Here is a 20,234-nt window from a genome sequence, read left to right as displayed (position 1 = left end):
GGGGGTTCGGATGACGTTCACGTTCGATGATTTCAAGGCGCGTTTCTTCCCGGCCGCCCCCGTTTCCGTCCCGGAACGGCCGATGCCGGCGGCTGCGCAGGACAATCCCGTGCCCAATGGCTTGGGCACCCGGCGGCCCAGCGCCCGTGCGGCCGCCGCCCCCGACCATATCGACGGCATGCCCATCGCCGCGATCCTCGCCGCCATCAAGGCGGATCCGGTCGCCCTGCACCGCCGTCGCGAGGTGCTGGAGGGTGAGATCCGCTCCGTCTGGTCGACCCTGCAGGAATTGGTGCGCGAATACCGCACGCTCAGTGATGACGCCATGCTGCCCCAGGCCGTCAGTCCCACCCTGTCGTCACGGGCCATGCCCAAGGAGATGGCGGAAGCGCTGGGCGGCGCCATCGGCCTGCCGCTGACGGTTATGCCCAACGCCCCGCGCGCGGCGGAACCGACGATGGCGATGGCGACGGCCGGCGGTGGCTTGTTCGACCTGGAAGAGGAACGGGGGCCAAGCAAGGCGGAGCCCGTGCGCATGCCCCGGTCCCGCACCATGGTGCGGCCCGCCCGCCGCCAGGCGCGCTAGAGCCGGCTGCGTTTAATCGGAACCACAGCCGGCTACAGCTGAGCCTGTCCGCGAGCAGCTTCACGCGCAAAGGCGATTCCGCTTTTGCACGATCTGCTCTAGGCGGGGAGAGCACCCCCGTTGCGTGGCGGTCAGTGGCCGCCGACGCGCACGCTGCCGCTGCCGCTGCGCGTCTGGTCCAGGTGGCCGGTGACTTGATCGATATGCACGTCGCCGCTGCCGCTCAGTGAGACGCTGGCGTCGGTGACCTTGGCGTGGATCACCTGATCGCCGCTGCCGCTGATGGTGGACGTCAGGCTGCCGATCTCTCCGCCATCGATGGTGATGTCGCCGTTGCCGGACTGCCTCAGTAGGGCGGTGGGGGCTGAGACCGCGTGCAGTTTCAGCGTGCCCGAGCCCGACAGTTCCGCCGACACCTCCCCCTGCGCCCGCGCCGCCACCGTGTCGCCGGAGCCCCGGGCCACCAGACGCAGGCTGCCCACGGCCGGCAGGGTGATGTCGCCCGACCCGTTGATCTTGGCGGTCGTCGCCCCGCCGCTGCCGCCGCTGATGGTGATGTTGCCGCTGCCGCTGGATTCCAGGTCGGTCGAGGGCCCCGCCATCTGGGTGATGGTGATATTGCCGGAGCCGGCGGCCCGCACCGTCAAGGCGCCGTCCAGACGGTCCAGTTCCATGTCGCCGGAGCCATGGGACCGCACCCGGGCGCCGCCGGTCACGCGACCGCCCTTGAAATTCCCCGACCCGTCCAGCGTCAGCGTCAGGGCGCCGAAGCCGCCGGACGCGGCGTAGTCGGTGGACCCGCCTTCCTGCACGTCCAGCGGGGTGCCGGCCGGCACGACGATCTCGATGCGCAGGGTGGGCTGCCACCGGTTCCAGTCTTCACCCCGGTGATAGCAGCGCCGCCCGGTGGCGGAGAGTTGCGCCGTCTGGCCGCCGCTGGCCGCCAGCTGATCGATCTCCCCCGCGTCATCCGCCATCGCCACGACGCGGATGGACCTGGTGTCGGCGGCGGCGGTGATCTGCACCGACCGGGCGCAGGGGCTGGCGATCTTCAGGTCCTGGCCTTCCAGCGTCCAGGTTCGGTCCAGCGCCCAGGCCGGGGTCGTGGCACCGCCGGCCGCCAGCGACAGAATCAAGGCGAGGGCGGTGCGGTGGCGGTGGCGGGACATGGCCGGATCTCCCCAGGGATGGCGGTGTTCGGCGCCATTGTCGCCTGTGGCGGGCGTCGATCAAGGGCGCTCGCGGGCTTGGGGCCGCTCCGGCGCGTCGCCGGCGGCCAAGTGGCCCCATGGGGCGGCGGCCCGCGAGACGTCAAAAGCGCCATAAAATCGCGTCAAAGAGACGGAATCCCCATCCGAACCGCTGCTTAACCACGATCAGCCGTGCTAAACCCCCTGGTGCTTTCCAGGGGTGGGATAATGGGATCCCGGCACCCTGGTCACCGGTCAGGAGAGAATGATGTCCGTCCCGCAGCAGCCCGCCCTGGACACCCCCGCCCTGGAGACGCCCCTGATTCAGACCCCGGCTTGGGAGGCGCTGGCCCGGCACCGGCAGTCGCTGGAGGGCGCGCACATGCGCGACCTGTTCGCCGCCGATCCGGAGCGCTTCGACAAATACTCCCTGAAGCTGGGCACGCTGCTGCTGGATTATTCCAAGAACCGCCTGGCGGATGAGACCCTGCCCCTGTTGCTGGACCTGGCCCGGGCGCGCGACCTGGAAGGCTGGCGCGATCGCATGTTCGCAGGATCGCCCATCAACCTGACGGAGGGGCGCGCCGTCCTGCACACCGCGCTGCGCCAGCCCAGGGGCGCCACCGTCCTGGTTGACGGGCGCAACGTCGTGCCGGACGTGCACGCCGTGCTGGACCGCATGGGCGCCTTCGCCATGGCGGTGCGCGATGGCGAATGGCGCGGTTGGACGGGCCAGCCCATCACCGACATCGTCAACATCGGCATCGGCGGTTCCGACCTGGGCCCCGTCATGGTGACCCAGGCGCTGACCCCCTATCACCATCCCCATCTGCAGGCGCATTTCGTCTCCAACGTCGACGGCACCCATATCGCCGAGGTGCTGAAGAAGGTGGATGCGGAGACGACGCTGTTCATCATCGCCTCCAAGACCTTCACCACCCAGGAGACGCTGGCCAACGCGCATACGGCGCGCGATTGGCTGCTGGCCCAGGGCGCCCCGGCGGACGCGGTGGCCAAGCACTTCGTGGCGGTGTCGACCAACGCCAAGGAGGTGGCGGCCTTCGGCATCGACACCGACAACATGTTCGGCTTCTGGGACTGGGTGGGCGGCCGCTACAGCCTGTGGTCGGCCATCGGCCTGCCCATCCTGCTGATGATCGGCCCTGACCGCTTCGCCGAGCTGCTGGCCGGCGCCCATGCGATGGACGAGCATTTCCGCACGGCACCGCTGGATGCCAACATGCCCGTGCTGCTGGGCCTGATCGGCCTGTGGTACGTGAATTTCTGGGGCGCCCAGTCCTACGCCGTGCTGCCCTATGACCAGTACCTGGCCCGCCTGCCGGCCTACCTGCAGCAGGCGGACATGGAGAGCAACGGCAAGGGCGTGGACCGCGAGGGCCGCCCGGTGGACTACGCCACGGGTCCGGTGCTGTTCGGGGAGCCCGGCACCAACGGCCAGCACGCCTTCTATCAGCTGATCCACCAGGGCACGCCGCTGATCCCGGCGGACTTCCTGGCGCCCATCGAGACGCACAACCCGGTGGGGCGCCACCATACCCTGCTGCTGGCCAACTTCCTGGCCCAGACCGAGGCCTTGCTGCTGGGCAAGACCGAGGACGAGGCGCGGGCCGAACTGGCCGCCCAGGGCCTGGATGGGGAGGAGCTTGAGGCCCTGGTGCCGCACAAGGTCTTCACCGGCAACCGCCCGACCAACACCCTGCTGTTCCAGAAGCTGGACCCCCACACCCTGGGCATGCTGGTGGCCCTGTATGAGCACAAGATCTTCGTCCAGGGCATCCTGTGGAACCTGAACTCCTTCGACCAGTGGGGCGTGGAACTGGGCAAGCAGCTGGCCAAGGCCATCCTGCCGGAGTTGGAAGGGGGCGCCCGGCGCGGCCATGATTGCTCCACCGCCGGCCTGATCCGGGTGGTGCGCACCGGCCTGAAGTAAGCGGAAGAGGGGCGGGGGGCGTGAGGTGGCTGCCCCCCGCCCCCAAGATGTGGTAGGCTGCGGCCCATCATGCCCATACGCTTGCTGCCCGAAACCCTGGTCAACCGCATCGCCGCCGGCGAGGTGGTGGAACGGCCCGCCGCCGCCGTGAAGGAGCTGGTGGAGAACGCGCTGGACGCCGGTGCCCGCCGCATCGATGTCACCCTGCGCGACGGCGGCAAGGCCCTGATCCAGGTGGTGGACGATGGCGGCGGCATGACGGCGGAGGAACTGTCGCTGGCGGTGGAACGCCACGCCACCTCCAAGCTGCCGGGCGACGACCTGCTGAACATCCACACCCTGGGCTTCCGGGGGGAGGCCTTGCCCTCCATCGGCGCCGTCAGCCGCCTGACCATCACCAGCCGCCAGCCGGGCGCGGACAGCGCCCGGGCGCTGACGGTGGAGGGTGGGGCCAAGGGCCAGCCCGTGCCGGCGGCCCACCCCGTCGGCACCCGAATCGAGGTGCGCGACCTGTTCTACGCCACCCCGGCGCGGCTGAAGTTCCTGAAGACCACGCGGACGGAGACCGACCACGCTGTCGACGTGGTGCAGCGCTTGGCCATGGCCCATCCCGAGGTCGCCTTCACCGTGGCGGACGAGGGGCGCACGCCCCTGCGCCTGCCGGCCCAGACGGCAACCCTGCCTTCGGGTGTTTTAGGGGGTGACGATCCCTTGCTGGCCCGCCTCGGCGCCATTATGGGGCGGGAGTTCCAGGAGAACGCCCTGCCCATCGACGCCCGGCGGGAGGGGGTGCGCCTTTATGGCCATATCGGCCTGCCGACGCTGAACAAGAACACAGCCGCCGGCCAGTACCTGTTCGTCAACGGCCGGCCGGTGCGCGACAAGCTGCTGCTGGGCGCCGTGCGTGGCGCCTACGCCGATTTCTTGGCCCGCGACCGCCACCCCCTGCTGGCCCTGTTCCTGGACATCCCGTGCGAGGATGTGGACGTCAACGTCCACCCCGCCAAGACGGAGGTGCGCTTCCGCGACCAGGGGCTGGTGCGTGGCCTGATCGTGGGGGCGCTCAAGCACGCCCTGGCCGGCGCCGGCCACCGGGCCTCGACCACCGTCGGCCAGGCGGCGTTGGCCAGCTTCCGCGCCGATGGCGCCCAGCCCATCCCCCAGACCGCCTTTCAATGGCAGCCGCAGCCCCATTCCGGGGGCGGCACGTGGCCCGGCATCACCCGGCCCACGGCGGGCCAGGTTGAGGCCGCGCGCGCCTTCCAGGCGCCGGTCGCCGCCTGGGAAGGCCCAAGGGGGGAGGGGGCCGCCCCGGCGGCGCCCGGCCACGCGCCGTCGGTTTTGGCGGAGGCGCCGGCTTACGCCGATGCCGCACCCGGCCCGATATCCCCGGGCCTGGCGGCGGCGGTGGCGGCCTTGGCGCAAAACGGCGCCAATGACGTGCCCGACTTCCCCTTGGGCATCGCCCGCGCCCAGGTGCACCAGACCTACATCGTCTCCCAGACCCGGGACGGCATGGTCATCGTCGACCAGCACGCGGCGCATGAGCGCCTGGTCTATGAGCGCATCAAGCAGTCCATGATGGCCCAGGGGGTGAAGCGGCAGATGCTGCTGATCCCCGAGGTGGTGGAGCTGGAGGAATCGGCCGCCGCCCGCCTGGCCGAGCGCTCCGACGAGCTGGCGGAGCTGGGCCTGTGCCTGGAATCCTTCGGTACCGGTGCGGTGGTGGTGCGGGAGATACCGGCGCTGCTGGGCGCCAAGGCCGACATCAAGGCCCTGGTCACCGACATCGCCGATGAGCTGGCGGAATTGGGCGACCAGCACGCGCTCAAGGAAAGGCTGGAGGAGGTCTGCTCCTCCATGGCCTGCCACGGCTCCGTCCGCGCGGGGCGCGTGCTGACGGTGGGGGAGATGGACGCGCTGCTCCGCGAGATGGAGGCGACACCCCACAGTGGCCAGTGCAACCACGGCCGCCCCACCTATGTGGAACTGAAGCTGGCGGACATTGAGCGGCTGTTCGGCCGGCGCTGAGGATTTGGCTTGGTCCGGAGCGGAGCGGCGCACCTGCGGCCCGCCATGGTGATGAGCGTGGCCAGAAATGTTTACGTTGTAATCATTGGCGAGAATGATTACGCTGTAAACACGAGGCCTTTGCCTCGTCGTAAGGATCCATGCCCATGATCACGGTTCACCATCTCGACAATTCGCGGTCACATCGTGTGCTCTGGCTGCTCGAGGAACTGGCGCTGCCCTACCAGGTCGTCCTTCACCAAAGGGACCCCCTGACGATGCTCGCGCCGCCCGCGTTGCGGAAGGTGCACCCGCTGGGGAAGGCGCCGGTGATCCTGGATGATGGGCGGGTGATCGCCGAATCGGGGGCGATCATCGACCATATCGTCACCCAGCATGGCGCTGGGCGGCTCGTGCCCCCGGTCGGTACCGACGAACGGCTGCGGTACACCCACTGGCTTCATCATGCCGAGGGCTCGGCGATGCCGCCCTTGCTGCTGAAGCTCGTCTTCGGCAGGCTTGCCAGCCGCGTGCCCTTTCCGATCCGACCCATCGCGCGTGGGATCGCCGCCGCGACGCAGCGTGTGCTGGTCGACCCGCAACTCAAGCTGCACGCCGACTATTGGGAGGCGGAATTGTCGCGGAGTTCCTGGTTCGCGGGGGCGGAGTTCACGGCCGCCGATATCCAGATGAGCTATCCGCTGGAGGCGTTCGCGGCCCGCTCCGGGATCGCGGACAGCTATCCCCGTGTCCTGTCGTTCCTGGCGACGATCCGGGCACGACCGGCCTATCAGAGGGCGATCGAGCACGGCGGCCCCTTGACGCCCCTCTGACTGAGCGGGCCACGCCCTGGGCGAACCTCTACCCTGGGCGAACCGATGCCAAAACAAAACACCCGGAAGGATGACCTTCCGGGTGTTTCGCCGCTCGGCCCCTTGGGGACCACGCCTTGCTTGGTGTTTCCTCTATCCCTGTTCGCCCGCCCGGTGTTTCCCGGGTTTACAGGCGGCACTCTCTACCGGGGCGGCCGGTCAGGGCCGCCCGAACTCTTCAGGCCGATCAGCGCAATTCCCAGGCGAACTCAACCTTCACCGGGGCGCCGGCGACGCTGGCGATGGGGTTCTGGCGCAGCCAGTTGAAGAAATCATCGAAGGGCAGGGCGGGACGCGCCACCACCCGGCGGCCGGACAGGCCGGTCGCCCGCTCGGAAAGGGTACGGGTCACTTGCTCGTACGCGACCTCGGGAACGCCGTGAGCCACCGCGATGGCCCCCGTGGCGGGATTCTCAACCTGGAAGGAATGAGCCCCATCCCGGAACGCATATGCAACCTGAACCGTATCAACCCGATGCATGATCTTTCACTCAAGATGCGCTAAACGGAACTTTATGTATCATGGAGGCCTGGCATTGGAAAGGAAAAAACAGCGGACACGGAATTGACGCAACAGAACGTCGTTTTCGCCTTCCGACGGGATGCTGCGGCCGCGTCCCGCTGTCTTTCCAATGCCTTATCTATGGGGCGATAGATTTATTCGATCACGAAGCGGGGGGCGGTCCGTCCGCCGGCCTTGATTTTTTCCGCCACGCGGGCGGCGATGGCGCGGTAAGTCTGGGCGTGGACGCCGTCCGGCTGGGTGACGGTGATGGGTGTGCCGGCGTCGCTGGTCTCGCGGATGGCGATGTCCAGCGGCACCTCGCCCAGGAAGTCGATGCCCAGTTTCTCCGCCTCGGCCCTGGCGCCGCCGTGGCTGAAGATATCGCTGCGGTGGCCGCAGTTGGGGCAGCAGAAATAGCTCATGTTCTCGATGATGCCCAACACGGGCACGTCCACCCGGCGGAACATGTTCAGGCCCTTGCGCGCATCCAGCAGGGCGATGTCCTGCGGGGTGGAGACGATGACGGCGCCGGCCAGCGGCACGCTCTGCGCCATGGTCAGCTGGGCGTCGCCGGTACCGGGCGGCATGTCGACCACCAGCACGTCCAGGGTGCCCCAGTTGACGTCGCGCAGCATCTGGGTCAGGGCGCTCATCACCATGGGGCCGCGCCAGATCATGGGCGTGTCCTCGGCCACCAGGAAGCCCATGGACATGACCTTGATACCGTAGTTGACCAGCGGATCGAGGCGCTTGCCGTCGGCGCTGTCGGGCTTGCCGCTCAGGCCCATCATGCGGGGCATGGACGGGCCGTAGATGTCGGCGTCCAGCAGGCCCACCGTCAGGCCGTTGGCGGCCAGGGCCAGCGCCAGGTTGGCGGATGTCGTGGACTTGCCCACGCCGCCCTTGCCCGACGCCACGGCGATGATGGCGGCCACGCCGGGCACGCCGGCCTTGGCCGGCTTGCCGGCCCCGGGCGCGCCGGTGCCGCCCTGGCCGCTGACGGCCTTGGGCGGGGGGCGGTGGGCGGTCAGCACCGCCGTGACCGACAGCACGCCGGCCAGGCGGTCCACCGCCTTCTCCGCCGCCTGGCGCAAGGGCTCCAGCGCCGCGCCGCGCTGGGGATCGACCTCCAGCGTGAAGTGGACGTGGCCGTCCTTGACGGCCACGCCGGACACCATCTTCAGGCTGACGATGTCGGCCCCGCGGTCGGGATCGGCCACCTGCCGTAGGGCTTCCAACACCTGGGACTCGGTAACCGCCATGATCAAACGCCTTCATCTTGTAAAGTGGGGGGCGGGGGGTCATATCGCCCGTGTCGGGCTTCCCTGCGAACGTCCGACTATATACGGTGCCGCCGAAATGGGGGGAAGCCCGGGGGAGAGATGGCCGCCATCGGCGACCATCGGCCACCGATGCCCCCTGTCCGGGTGCCCCCCATATGGGGTGCGGCGCTCAAATCTCCAGGACAGGAAAGACGAACATGCCCTGGTCGAATCAAGGGTCGAACGGCGGGAACGGCGGGTCCGGGGACGATCCGGACAAATCCACCGGCAAGGACAAGCCCGACACGGGCGCTGGCACCCCGCCGCCCCACAACCCTTGGGGCCCCAGCCCCGGTGGGACGGGCAACGGCCCCTCCGCGTCCTCCTCCCCGCCCAAGGGTAAGCCGTCGGGTTCCGGCCCGCGCCAGCCAGGTCTTGAGGATGCCGTGCGCCAGGGTGGCGAGCGGTTGCGCGTTCTGCTGGGCGGCAACGGCGGTGGGCCGGGCGCCGGCGGTCCGCGGCGCGGTCCCTCGGGCCCGGGTGCGCCCTTCGGCCTGAACGGCTGGACCACCGGCCGGGTCATCGGCGTCGGCGTGGCGGCGGTGGCGGCGTTGTGGCTGGCGACCGGCCTCTACCGCGTGGCGGCGAACGAGCAGGGCGTGGTCATGCGCTTCGGCCGGCCGGTGCGGGTGGAACAGCCGGGTCTGCGCTATCACCTGCCGGCGCCCATCGAACATGTGCTGCTGCCCCAGGTCACCAACGTCAACCGCATCGAGATCGGCTATCGCAGCCAGGGCGACGGCCGGCGCAGCGTCAGCGACCGCGATGTCGCCGACGAGAGCACCATGCTGACGGGCGACGAGAACATCGTCGACATCGACTTCACCGTGTTCTGGGTCATCAAGGACCCGGGCAAGTTCCTTTTCAATATCCGCGAGCCGGCGGAAACGGTGAAGAAGGTGGCGGAAAGCGCCATGCGCGAGGTCATCGGCCGGACGGACATCCAGCAGGCGCTGACCGACGCCCGCCAGCGTGTCGAGAGCGACAGCCGTCAGCTGCTGCAAACCATCCTGGACCAGTACCAGGCCGGCATCGAGATCACCCAGGTCCAGTTGCAGCGGGTGGAGCCGCCGCCGGCGGTGGTGGAGGCCTTCAACGACGTGCAGCGCGCCCGCCAGGACAGGGAGCGCCTGCGCAACGAGGCGGAAACCTACCGCAACGACATCATCCCCCGCGCCCGCGGCGACGCCGAGCGTCTGAATCAGGAGGCGCAGGCCTACCGCGACCAGGTGGTGGACCTGGCCCAGGGCGACGCCAAGCGCTTCCAGCAGGTGCTGGACGCGTATTCCCAGGCCCCCGACGCCGCCAGCCGGCGCCTGTATATCGAAACCATGGAGCAGGTCCTGAAGGGCACCCGCAAGGTTCTGCTGGACGACAAGGCCGGTGGCGGCGCCGTGCCCTACCTGCCCCTGAACGACATGCTGAAACCGCATTCCGCCACCCCGCCCGCCGCGCCGCCCCAGGGCAGCCCGGCCGCGGCCGGCCAGTAAGGGAGGGCCGACCCCATGGAAAAACGCTGGTTCGTTCCCCTCGGCATCCTGGTGCTGGCCGCCATCCTGCTGCAGGGCAGCTTCTTTACCCTGGATCAGACGCAACAGGCGCTGGTGCTGCAGTTCGGTGAGCCCAAGCGCGTCATCCGCGAGCCGGGCCTGTGGACCAAGATCCCCTTCGTGCAGAACGTGGTGGTGCTGGACCGCCGGGTGCTGGACATCGACCCGCCGGTGGAAAGCGCCATCCTGGCCGACCAGAAGCGGCTGCAGGTCGACGCCTACGCCCGGTACCGCATCGCCGACCCGCTGATGTTCTTCCAGACCCTGGGCAACGAGCAGCAGGCGCGCCAGCGCCTGGCCGTGATCGTGAACTCGGCCATGCGCCGGGTGCTGGGCAACGTCAACCTGCCGGCCGTGCTGTCGCAGGACCGTGAGAAGGTGATGTCCGACATCAAGGGGCAGGTGAATCAGGAGGCGCTGCGCCTGGGCATCGAGATCGTGGACGTGCGCCTGCGCCGGGCCGACCTGCCGGAACAGACCAGCCAGGCGGTGTTCGCCCGCATGCGCTCGGAACGTGAGCGCGAGGCGGCGGAGGCCCGCGCCCAGGGCCAGGAACTGTCGCAGCAGATCAAGAGCCGCGCCGACCGGGATCGCACCGTGCTGTTGGCCGAGGCCCAGCGCCAGGCGCAGTACACCCGGGGCGAAGGCGACAACCAGGCGATTCGCATCATGAATGAGGCGATCAGCCGCAACCCCGAATTCTACAGCTACTACCGTAGTCTCCAGGCCTATCGCGAGACCTTGAAGCCCGAGGACACCACCATGGTGCTGTCACCCGGCGCCGACTTCTTCAAGTATCTGGGGGCCGGTGATCGCAAGCGCGTCGACAGGTAAGGGCCGGTTCAGGTGCTATCGGGAGGGAGTTCAGCAGTTTGAACGACTTATGGACGGGGGCCGCCCTGGCCCTGGTGCTGGAGGGCGTGTGTTACGCCCTCATGCCCGTGGCCATGCGCCGGCTGGCCGGCCGTATGGCGGAGACGCCGCCGGAACGCCTGCGCTGGGCGGGGCTGGCGGGGGCCTGCATCGGCGTGGTCCTGGTGTGGCTGGCGCGCCGCTAAGGGGCGAAATCGGGGGCGCCTGGCGGGGGTGCCCTCTTATCCCCTTGCGATATCACGAGCCATCCCCCTTAACAGGCGCGACATCACCCCCCTATAGTGGGTAAATGGAATGATGACGGGCGGACGCCATGTGTTGGACGTCCCCCTGCCAGGAGTGGCCCTACAGTGACGTCTCCCGCCTTCCCCGTGCCTACCCAGACGGTGTCTTTCCCGGAAAATCGGGGCCCGGAGAAGCGGGGCCCGGCCCGGCGCCGGCCGTTCTCGGCCCTGCGCCGGTCGCTGATGGTCCTGAGCGTGCTGCTGCTGCCCACGGCCTGTGGCGATCCCAGCTCCGCCAAGGCGGAACCGCCGCCCCATAGCTTCGCCCCGCTGGTGGAAAAGATGCTGCCGGCGGTGGTGAACATCTCCACCAGCCAGACGGTGAAGAACAAGAAGCAGGGCCAACTGCCCATGCCCGAGTTCCCGCCCGGCTCCCCCTTCGGCGACTTCTTCCGCGACTACCAGCAGCGGCAGAAGGAAAGCGATCCCGATGGCGGCAAGGGTGGCGGTGACAAGGGCGGCGCCACCTCGCTGGGGTCCGGCTTCATCATCGACGCCGCCGGCTACGTGGTCACCAACAACCACGTCATCGAGGGGGCGGACGAGATCACCGTGCGCCTGCAGGACGACACCCAGCTGAAGGCGACGCTGGTCGGCACCGACAAGGCCACCGACATCGCCCTGCTGAAGGTGGAGCCATCGTCCAAGCTGCCGGCGATGGTGTTGGGCAACAGCGACATCGTGAAGGTGGGTGACTGGGTGGTCGCCATCGGCAACCCCTTCGGCCTGGGTGGCACGGTGACGGCGGGCATCATCTCCGCCCGCGGCCGTGACATTGGCGCCGGCAAGTACGACGATTTCCTGCAGACCGACGCCTCCATCAACCTCGGCAACTCCGGCGGGCCGCTGATCAACCTCAATGGCGAGGTCATCGGCATGAACACCGCCATCTTCTCGCCCCAGGCCAGCGAGGGCGAGGCGGGGTCCGTCGGTATCGGCTTCGCCATTCCGTCGGTGGTGATCAAGAACGTGGTGCAGCAGTTGCGGGACACCGGCAAGGTGCGGCGCGGCTGGCTGGGCGTGCAAATCCAGGATGTGACGCCCGACATCGCCGAAACCCTGAACCTGAAGCAGTCGCGGGGCGCCTTGGTCGCGGTGGTCAGCCCCGGTGGTCCCGGCGAGCAGGCCGGCCTGCGCCAGGGCGACGTCATCGTCAGCATCGACGGCAAGGACGTCACCAACGGCCGCATCCTGCCCCGCATCGTGGCGGAGGAGCCGGTGGGCCATAAATCCGCCCTGGTGGTGGTTCGCAAGGGCAGCCGCATGAATGTGACGGTGTCGCTGGGCGAGTTGAAGGAGGATGTCGAGGCCGCCGCCGCGACCGCCACCGGCGCCACCGCTTCGGACGCCGAAGGCACCATCGACGGCGTCGGCCTGACGCTGGATGCCCTGACCCCCAAGATCCGCCAGAAGTTCAGCTTGCGCGAGGACGCCCAGGGCGTGGCCGTGGTCCGCGTCGCCCCCGACAGCCCCGCCGCCCGGCGGGAGATCAAGGCCGGCGACCTGATCGTCGAGGTCGGGCAGGAAGAGGTGGGCACGCCCGCCGACGTGGCGACGCGCGTGGCCAAGGCCAGGGAGAATGGCCAGAAGGCCGTGCTGCTGCTGGTGGAACGCGCCGGCGACCTGCTGTTCGTGGCCCTGCCGCTGGAGTGAGGCCCTCTGGGCCTCAAAACCTCAGGAACAGGTTCTTCAGCCACACCGGGCTGGTCTTGGCCGCCTGGCGCCAGTCGGCGATGTCCTCCTCCGCGTCGGGGGTGTAGCCCCAGGGGTTGAACACCTTCAGGCGGCCGGCGCGATAGGCGGCCAGGTTGGGCGTCACCAGGGTCAGGCCGTGGACCAGGGCGGTGGCGGCCACCAGCGCGTCGCGGTTGTTGGCCAGCGCCACGGCCGGCCGCTTGCGCGCCACGGCGGCGTCAACGGCCAGGATGCGGCCCTCGAACGCCGTCATCACCCGGTCATCCAGCCAGGAGCGCAGCGCCGCCCCCCCGGCCTTGTCCGCGCGCTCGGCCCGGGCCACCGACTCCTCGATCTCGATCAGCGTCAGCGCCGACAGGAACAGCTGCTGGCGCGGCGTGCCGGCGGCCCAGCTTCGTACGCCCGCGTCGGCCTGGTCGGATTTGCCCCGGCGCAATTCCAGGACCACGGGGGTGTCGAGCAGGAACATCAGCCTCTCTCCTCCACCTAGGGGCCTCAGCCCAGATCCAGCCGGCTCTTTTCCAACGGCACGTCTTCCGGCATGGCCAGAAGGTCGACGATGGTCTGGCCGTCGCCTGTCAGCTGCAGGAAGGTGTCGAAGCTCATCAGGACATGGGTGGGCTTGCCCCGGTCGGTGATGAACACCGGTTCGGCCACGGCGGCGCGCTTGGCCCCGCCCACGTCCTGGTTGAAATCCCGACTGCTCATTGTGGTCATGTTGCTACATTTCCGCCGTCGCCAATGTTGCTACATTCCTACGATCTTTTGGCTTTGACAACCGGCAAAGCCCGCCCAATAAGCGTGGTATCGGTACCAAGAACGAATATGAAAACAGGGTGGGATCGCGTCCATGCCATCGGAATTCCTTTCAGCCGACACGGTGCAAAACACCATCGACACGGCGGCGCGCATGCTGTCGCCGCATGGACCCAACGGGGCCATGACGCCGACGGACTACAGCGTCCACTTTTTCCTGCAATTGACCGCCATCATCCTGACCTGCCGCGTCGTTGGCTGGCTGGGACAGAAGCTGCTGGCGCAGCCCCAGGTGGTGGGTGAGATGATCGCCGGCGTGGTCCTGGGCCCATCCCTGCTGGGCCTGCTGTTCCCCGGACTGGCTGCCGAGTTGTTTCCCAAGGAGACCAAGAACGTCCTCTACGTCGGCGCCCAGTTCGGTGTCGGCCTCTACATGTTCCTGGTCGGCACCAGTTTCCGGGGCGATCACTTCCGCACCAACGGCAGAAGCGCCTTCGCCGTGTCCCTGTCCGGCATCGCCGCGCCCTTCCTGGTGGCGGTGGTGATCACCCCCATGCTGTTGGGCGTGCCAGGCCTGTTCGCGCCGGGCCTGCCCCAGACCCAGGCCACGCTGTTCCTGGGCGCCTGCATCGCGCTGACCGCCTTCCCCATGCTGGCGCGCATCATCAACGAGCGGGGTTTGAGCAATTCCGCCCTGGGGACCCTGTCTCTGACGGCCGGGGCGTTCGACGACGCCGCCTCCTGGTGCGTGTTGGCCGTGGTGCTGGCGGTGTTCGGCGCCGGTCCGGGCATTGCCGTCCTTGCCATCGGCGGCGGCCTCGCCTTCGCCTTGTTCGTCATCCTGTTCGGCCGCCGCCTGCTGGCGCCGCTGGGCCGCGCGGTGGAACGGCGGGGTGAGATGACCCACACCGTGTTGGCCATCACGCTCGCGGTGTTCTGCCTGTCCGCCTTCATCATGGACGCGGTGGGCATCCACGCCATCTTCGGCGGCTTCATCGTCGGCACGGCCATGCCGCGCGGCAAATTCGCGGAGGAGCTGAAGAAGAAGGTCGAGCCGGTGGCCGTGGTGCTGCTGCTGCCCATGTTCTTCACCTACTCCGGCCTCAACACCCGCATGGACATGGTGAACTCCCTGCCGCTGCTGATGATGGCGCTGGGCGTGCTGCTGGCCTCCATCATCGCCAAGGGGGTGGCCTGCTACGCGGCGGCCCGGCTGTGTGGCGAGGACAACAGCACCGCGCTGGGCATTGGCGCCCTGATGAACTCACGCGGGCTGATGGAACTGATCATCATCAACATCGGGCTGCAAAAGGGCATCATCGGCCCGACGCTGTTCTCTATGCTGGTGCTGATGGCCATCGTCACCACTATGATGGCGTCCCCGCTGTTCGAACTGGTCTATGGCCGCAAGGCCCGGCTGAGTGGTGAGCTGGGGGCGGTACCGGAGCAAGCCCTGAGCTGACCTTATGACCTGCAAGCGGACCATCCTGATCCTAGGCGGCGGCACGGCCGGTTGGCTGGCCGCCGCCTATCTGGCCAAGTATCTGGGCGTGAGCAAGGACGGCCCGATCGGCATCACCTTGCTGGAATCGCCAGACATCGGCATCATCGGGGTGGGGGAGGGAACCTTCCCCACCATCCGCACAACCTTGAAGTTCCTGGGCCTGAACGAGGCCGAGTTCATGCGGGAGACCGCGGCCACCTTCAAGCAGGGCATCCGCTTCACCGACTGGGTGACCGGGGCCACCGCCGATGGCGGTCACGACAGTTTCTTCCATCCCTTCGAGGCGCCCTTCCCGGCGGAGGGCACGGGCCTGGTGCCCTATTGGCTGTTGCAGGACAAGGACCGGCGCCTGCCCTTCGCCCAGGCCATGACCTTCCAGCAGCAGGTGGCCGATGCCCTGCGGGCGCCCAAGCGCGGGCATGAGGGTGATTTCGAGGCGCCCCTGAACTACGCTTATCACTTCGACGCCGCCAAGGGCGCCCGGGTCCTGGCGCGCCGGGCCGTCGAGCTGGGGGTGCGGCACTTGTCCGGCACGGTGATGGGCGTGGCCCTGGCCGAGGATGGCGCCATCGCCCAGGTCACGACGCGGGAGCAGGGCGCCCTCGCGGCCGATTTCTACGTCGATTGCAGCGGCTTTCGCGCCGAGCTGATCGGCCGGGCCCTGGGCGTGCCGCAGAAGTCGGTGCGGCCCATCCTGTTCGCCGACCGGGCCCTGACCTGCAAGATGCCCTATGACGCGCCGGACGCGCCGCTGGAAAGCTGCACCGTGGCGACGGCGCACGCCGGCGGCTGGACCTGGGACATCGGCCTGACCAGCGCGCGCGGCGTCGGCTGCGTCTATTCCAGCGACCACATCTCGGACGCGCAGGCGGAAGAGACGGTGCGGGCCTATCTCGGCCCGGGGGTCGAGCCGCCGGCCTTGCGCAAGATCGCCTTCGATTCAGGCTATCGCGAGACGCCGTGGGTGAAGAATTGCGTCGCCATCGGCCTGGCCGGCGGCTTCCTGGAGCCGCTGGAATCCACCAGCGTGGTGCTGATTGAGGTCGCGGTCGGCATGCTGGCGGAGCTGTTCCCCCACGACGGCCGCTGGGACGCGCCGGCCGCCCGTTTCAACGAGCTGATGACCCGGCGCTTCGAGAACATCGTCAACTTCCTGAAGCTGCACTACTGCCTCAGCCGGCGGGAGGAGCCGTTCTGGCGTGACAACCGCACGCCGGAGTCCATACCCGCTCCCTTGCGGGATCTGTTGGAGCAGTGGCGGGTGCGTCCGCCCAGCCGTTTCGACTTCGCGCTGGATCTGGAGGCCTTCGCCTTCTTCAATTACCAGTACATCCTGTACGGCATGGGCTTCGATACCGACCTGTCGGCCGCCCGCGGCGCCTATCCCCACGGCGACACCGCGCGCAAGATGTTCGCCCGCATCCAGTCCTATGGCGACCATGCCACCCGCGACCTGCCGGCGCACCGGGCGCTGATCCGGCAAATCAACAAACCGGGCGTTGCGGACGCCCCGCCCCTGGGCGCCCCGCCCCTGGACAAGGTCGGCGCCTGAGTCTTCTCAGGTCAAGCCCAGATACCCGAACACGGCGCGTTCCACCCGGGCTTGCAGGGCGGGCGCGTCCAATTCCTGTCGCTCGCCGGCATGGTCGATCATCCCCCGCACGATGGCGAAAATGTCGGCCGCGGCGGTTTCCACGGGCAGGCCCGCCGGCGGGTCCACGCGGGCCAGCACCTGGGCCAGCAGGGATTGCAGCTCCCCCGCCTTCTCCTCCTGCGCCTCGCCCAGCGGCAGGCGATTTTCCTGGATATCCAGCAGGCGGGCCAGGACGGGGCGGCGCAGCTGGTGGCCCACGGCGGCGGCGATCATGCCGGACAGGGCGGCCCGGATCTGGGGCAGGATCGCGGCGGCGGCCATTTCCCGCAGCAGCACCTCCCCGTCCGCGCGGATCAGGGCGGCGGTCAGCGCGTCCTTGCCGGGGAAGTACTGGTAGAGCGAGCCGATGCTGACGCCCGCCCGCTCCGCCACCGCGTTGGTGTTGAATCCATCCAGTCCACGCGCCTCCAGAATGCGAGCAGCCGCCTCCAGGATGATGCGCACCGTCTCCGCCGCCCGCGCTTGCCGGGGCGATTTCCGGGGGTTCAGGTCGGGTGTCTTGGCCATGGGGTACGCGAGTAGGGGAAAGGGACCGGTCCCCGCATACTGGCGCCATCGCAACCCATTGCAAGGACAAAGAAAAATGAGTGCTGACGCCAACGTTGGGAACTTTGAGCCCGCCATCACCGTCTTCATGCTGGTGAAGACCATGCCCGAGTGGCTGGGCATGCCGATCGACCAGCGTTTCCAGGAACTGAGCCAGTACCTTCAGCCCATCGTGACCCGGTTCAAGGGGGAGGCGCGTATGCGCTTCTATGACGTGGAGTTCTACTCAACCAACGTCACCGACATATGGATCTGGGACGCGCGCAGCCATGAATCCTACCAGTTGCTGGTGGAGGCGCTGCGCGAAACCCCATTCTGGGACCGCTATTTCCAGATCGTCGACATCCTGGCGGGCGTGGAGAACGCCTACGCCAAGAACTACGGCCGGGCACCGCTGGCGGCGTGACGGTACCGCTCCGCTACGGATGTAACGTGCGGCGTCCTTGAACCGTGTCCACCACGTCCGACGTGTCCGAAACCGCTGCGGACGCGAAGGTCATCCCCATAAATGACCATGAATCATTGAAAATGTAGTTGGCACGGAAACTGCTGATTGGTCTTTGGCTGGGGTGTCCAACCCGGAGCCCCAGCCTCAAGGCCAGGGTAACGGCCCGGCTTATCCCGGCGTTCGGAGGCCGAAAGCACAACTAGACCAATGGGGATTATCATGACGCTCAGCAGTAAAGCACAGTTCACCGTTTCCGGCATCTTCGCCCTGGCCATTTGCGCCTTGGTTCCCTCCGTCGCTTCCGCCGGGGAGGTTAAGCTGGCCACGCCGGAGCAAGCTCTGGCCATCTGTAAGGCCAACAAGATGGGCGAATGGGACATCGCCTATGTCATCGGCAAGAACGGCCTCGTCCAGAAGGGCCCCGGCCACCAATGCGCGCAGGAGTCGGCGCCGGCTCAGGCCAGTGGCGTCGGTAACGCGATCACCGCTGACGGCGCCGTCGTGAAGCTGGCCACGCCGGAGGAAGCCCTGGCCATGTGCAAGGCCAACAAGATGGGCGAGTGGGATATCGCTTATATCATCGGCAAGAACGCTCTCGCCCAGAAGGGCCCCGGCTACCAGTGCAAGCAGGAGTCGATGCTGAATCAGGCCACCGGTGTCGGCAACGCGCTGACCCCGTAACCGGGGTAGGGAGCGGCGGGCATGTGCACGCCGCTCCCATCAGTCTGATCAGCACCTGTATCGAATGCGGGGCTGAACTTCTTTCTGGTGCAGCGCCACGCCGGCGACGGTACTGGCGGGATGGAGCCGATAATGACCTTCTCTTTACTTCACGTCATTCCGAACGCGGTCTATAACGCCATGACGAGCGCCGAGAAATTGTTGTTCTCGGCGCTGCAAGGGTTGGCTAGCCGAGGCCCCAAAGCGATTTACTGCGTGTCCAACAATTTTAATGACCTGTCTTTCGAACCTTTGGCGGCCGACTTCTGGTTACAGAAGATTGATATAAAACAAGAATCTGTCGAAGATTACTGGAAGCTTCTTACGAGCTACAAAAACATAAATCATTATATATTATGCGATATTGAGAATAACGGAGACTCTGTGAATATCGCGACATCCTTGTCTGGAATCTTGGGGGCGATTCCGGTGGATGTTTCTCTGAAAGATAGAGTTGAATCTCTGAAATTCAACATGGCAGAGGACGTAACGAAGTGGAAATTTGATAAATTTCTTAAAAAATATAGTGATAGTATCAGCAAATCCATGGCGGTCGAGCTGAATCCTAATATTTTTTGGGGACCAAGAGATTACGCTGTCGCCAATCAGGCCGTCGTTATCTATGGCGCTACCCAGCGCGCCAGCATCCTGACCCTGTTAGAGGCGCCGGCGCCTATTTATGGCTGGGGTCCCACTGACCAATTCGGCGAGAAAGCCTTTATCACGGATGTTGGCAAGGCCGGCGACTACTACGTGGCGGCAGATGCCGCTTTCAATCTGACTGTGTTCAATGGTCTGGACGTTTCCCCCACATCGGTCCCTGCGGCGGTGAGCAGCTTCCCAGCTGGCCGCGCCCAGCCAAAGAAGAAAGTCTATGTCGCCTTCATGATGTCTGATGGTGACAATCTTCAGTGGTTGTTGAATCGGGGAAATTGCAGTAACTGGTGGGGTAATTCCAGCCGTGGCACGTTACCCGTAGGGTGGACATTCTCGCCGTCGCTTTATAATTTGGCGCCGGTCATTTGGAATTACTATATCGGCACGAAGACGGAAAATGATGAAATTATATGCGGCCCTTCCGGCATTGGTTATGTATTCGACAACATAGCCCAGAGCGATAATTTCGTATCGTTTCTGAGTTTGACGGGGAAATTGATGAGCGATGCCAACATCAACTTGGTGTCTGTTTTTGGAAACCAATATCCAAACTCAGAATACTTGCAGGGGTATGCGGATCAGGATGCCGTAAGCGGCGTTATGTATGTGTCGTATACGCCTTGGGTGGTTCCCAATAGTACGGCGCTCAATAAATATAACAATAAGACTGTCATCCCCATGAATATAAACCTAGACGGCGACGTCAATGTCGTTGCCAAGAAGATTTTGGGCAATCCGCCCAGTCCGCCATTCTATATGGTCTATGTCAATGCCTGGGGGAGTAATGGTGACAACGATCCATGGGCTCTTATGAACGGACTGTATGACGCCTTGAAAGATAAGAATGTGGAATTTGTTCTCCCATCAGTCTTGTTTTCCATGGCGGAAAGCCATTCTTAAACTCCAAGCGCCTATTTGGGCGCCCGGGTGTGAAACACCTTTGGGTTCGATAGGTTCGAACTCAGGGCCGGCCTCGGAGTAGGAGGCGATAAATCATGATCGCTTCCTACTCTGATAGCTTGTACAGAGATGGTTATCCCCTGACAGTCGCCCCCTCATGTGAGGTTATCAGGCGGCGGGTTTGAGGTTGGTTTCGGGTGCCTCCTTCTGT

At 66.5% G+C, this 20,234-nt stretch carries 19 protein-coding genes; 13 read left to right on the top strand and 6 right to left on the bottom strand.

The window, feature by feature from the left end; translation table 11 throughout:
- Nucleotides 1-10 precede the first annotated feature (10 nt).
- A complete protein-coding gene (locus tag FHS74_RS26130) occupies nucleotides 11-586 on the top strand; it encodes a hypothetical protein (RefSeq protein WP_184807201.1) in 576 nt (191 codons plus the stop codon).
- Nucleotides 587-717: 131 nt separating this feature from the next.
- Here FHS74_RS26130 and FHS74_RS26125 read toward each other — a convergent pair whose 3' ends face one another.
- Nucleotides 718-1,755: a GIN domain-containing protein gene (locus tag FHS74_RS26125; protein ID WP_184807200.1), complete on the bottom strand. Its 1,038-nt coding sequence runs from the start codon at nucleotides 1,753-1,755 to the stop codon at nucleotides 718-720.
- A 289-nt stretch (nucleotides 1,756-2,044) separates the two neighbouring features.
- Between FHS74_RS26125 and pgi the strand changes: the two genes are divergently transcribed.
- The 3 genes from pgi (at nucleotide 2,045) to FHS74_RS26110 (ending at nucleotide 6,570) form a co-directional block, all read left to right on the top strand.
- The gene (gene pgi, locus FHS74_RS26120) at nucleotides 2,045-3,727 is read left to right on the top strand and encodes a glucose-6-phosphate isomerase (RefSeq protein ID WP_184807199.1); all 1,683 of its coding nucleotides are present in this window, start codon (nucleotides 2,045-2,047) and stop codon (nucleotides 3,725-3,727) included.
- A gap of 69 nt (nucleotides 3,728-3,796) precedes the next feature.
- Nucleotides 3,797-5,758 carry a DNA mismatch repair endonuclease MutL gene (gene mutL / locus FHS74_RS26115; protein ID WP_184807198.1) on the top strand — a complete coding sequence of 654 codons (1,962 nt, stop codon included), beginning with the start codon at nucleotides 3,797-3,799 and terminating at the stop codon, nucleotides 5,756-5,758.
- Nucleotides 5,759-5,904: 146 nt separating this feature from the next.
- Entirely contained in the window at nucleotides 5,905-6,570 is a 666-nt protein-coding gene (locus tag FHS74_RS26110; protein WP_184807197.1) for a glutathione S-transferase, read from the top strand.
- Between the two features lie 226 nt (nucleotides 6,571-6,796).
- On the opposite strand, the gene FHS74_RS26105 is transcribed toward FHS74_RS26110, so the two are convergent.
- Nucleotides 6,797-6,961 (bottom strand): hypothetical protein, encoded by a 165-nt coding sequence (locus FHS74_RS26105; protein ID WP_184807196.1) that lies wholly within the window; start codon nucleotides 6,959-6,961, stop codon nucleotides 6,797-6,799.
- Nucleotides 6,962-7,266: 305 nt separating this feature from the next.
- Nucleotides 7,267-8,379, bottom strand: coding sequence for an iron-sulfur cluster carrier protein ApbC (gene apbC, locus FHS74_RS26100; RefSeq protein ID WP_184807270.1), 1,113 nt, complete (start codon nucleotides 8,377-8,379; stop codon nucleotides 7,267-7,269).
- A gap of 215 nt (nucleotides 8,380-8,594) precedes the next feature.
- On the opposite strand from apbC, the gene hflK reads away from it, so the two are divergent.
- The 4 genes from hflK (at nucleotide 8,595) to FHS74_RS26080 (ending at nucleotide 12,796) form a co-directional block, all read left to right on the top strand.
- Nucleotides 8,595-9,926 (top strand): FtsH protease activity modulator HflK, encoded by a 1,332-nt coding sequence (gene hflK, locus FHS74_RS26095; RefSeq protein ID WP_246463378.1) that lies wholly within the window; start codon nucleotides 8,595-8,597, stop codon nucleotides 9,924-9,926.
- Between the two features lie 15 nt (nucleotides 9,927-9,941).
- Entirely contained in the window at nucleotides 9,942-10,820 is an 879-nt protein-coding gene (hflC, locus tag FHS74_RS26090; protein WP_184807195.1) for a protease modulator HflC, read from the top strand.
- Nucleotides 10,821-10,858: 38 nt separating this feature from the next.
- Nucleotides 10,859-11,044 (top strand): DUF2065 domain-containing protein, encoded by a 186-nt coding sequence (locus FHS74_RS26085; RefSeq protein WP_184807194.1) that lies wholly within the window; start codon nucleotides 10,859-10,861, stop codon nucleotides 11,042-11,044.
- 165 nt (nucleotides 11,045-11,209) lie between these two features.
- Nucleotides 11,210-12,796, top strand: coding sequence for a DegQ family serine endoprotease (locus FHS74_RS26080; RefSeq protein ID WP_343067040.1), 1,587 nt, complete (start codon nucleotides 11,210-11,212; stop codon nucleotides 12,794-12,796).
- A gap of 13 nt (nucleotides 12,797-12,809) precedes the next feature.
- Here the strand turns inward: FHS74_RS26080 and FHS74_RS26075 are convergent, their stop codons facing one another.
- On the bottom strand, nucleotides 12,810-13,307 hold the full coding sequence (locus FHS74_RS26075; protein WP_184807193.1) for a PIN domain-containing protein: 498 nt from the start codon (nucleotides 13,305-13,307) through the stop codon (nucleotides 12,810-12,812).
- 26 nt (nucleotides 13,308-13,333) lie between these two features.
- The gene (locus FHS74_RS26070; RefSeq protein WP_184807192.1) at nucleotides 13,334-13,555 is read right to left on the bottom strand and encodes a type II toxin-antitoxin system Phd/YefM family antitoxin; all 222 of its coding nucleotides are present in this window, start codon (nucleotides 13,553-13,555) and stop codon (nucleotides 13,334-13,336) included.
- Between the two features lie 133 nt (nucleotides 13,556-13,688).
- Between FHS74_RS26070 and FHS74_RS26065 the strand changes: the two genes are divergently transcribed.
- Nucleotides 13,689-15,056, top strand: a complete 1,368-nt coding sequence (locus FHS74_RS26065) for a cation:proton antiporter (RefSeq protein ID WP_184807191.1) — start codon at nucleotides 13,689-13,691, stop codon at nucleotides 15,054-15,056.
- A 4-nt stretch (nucleotides 15,057-15,060) separates the two neighbouring features.
- Nucleotides 15,061-16,650 (top strand): tryptophan halogenase family protein, encoded by a 1,590-nt coding sequence (locus FHS74_RS26060; protein WP_184807190.1) that lies wholly within the window; start codon nucleotides 15,061-15,063, stop codon nucleotides 16,648-16,650.
- A 6-nt stretch (nucleotides 16,651-16,656) separates the two neighbouring features.
- Here FHS74_RS26060 and FHS74_RS26055 read toward each other — a convergent pair whose 3' ends face one another.
- Nucleotides 16,657-17,259, bottom strand: coding sequence for a TetR/AcrR family transcriptional regulator (locus FHS74_RS26055; RefSeq protein WP_184807189.1), 603 nt, complete (start codon nucleotides 17,257-17,259; stop codon nucleotides 16,657-16,659).
- A 76-nt stretch (nucleotides 17,260-17,335) separates the two neighbouring features.
- Between FHS74_RS26055 and FHS74_RS26050 the strand changes: the two genes are divergently transcribed.
- The 3 genes from FHS74_RS26050 (at nucleotide 17,336) to FHS74_RS26040 (ending at nucleotide 20,023) form a co-directional block, all read left to right on the top strand.
- Nucleotides 17,336-17,704 carry a darcynin family protein gene (locus tag FHS74_RS26050; protein ID WP_184807188.1) on the top strand — a complete coding sequence of 123 codons (369 nt, stop codon included), beginning with the start codon at nucleotides 17,336-17,338 and terminating at the stop codon, nucleotides 17,702-17,704.
- 261 nt (nucleotides 17,705-17,965) lie between these two features.
- Entirely contained in the window at nucleotides 17,966-18,427 is a 462-nt protein-coding gene (locus tag FHS74_RS26045; RefSeq protein WP_184807187.1) for a hypothetical protein, read from the top strand.
- Between the two features lie 87 nt (nucleotides 18,428-18,514).
- Nucleotides 18,515-20,023 carry a GxGYxYP domain-containing protein gene (locus FHS74_RS26040; RefSeq protein WP_184807186.1) on the top strand — a complete coding sequence of 503 codons (1,509 nt, stop codon included), beginning with the start codon at nucleotides 18,515-18,517 and terminating at the stop codon, nucleotides 20,021-20,023.
- Nucleotides 20,024-20,234 lie beyond the last annotated feature (211 nt).

Origin of the sequence: Nitrospirillum iridis (assembly GCF_014205765.1) — a bacterium.
GTDB lineage: Bacteria > Pseudomonadota > Alphaproteobacteria > Azospirillales > Azospirillaceae > Nitrospirillum > Nitrospirillum iridis.
Note: the sequence above shows the minus strand (reverse complement) of the source record. Positions and strands in the feature narration are given on the sequence as shown.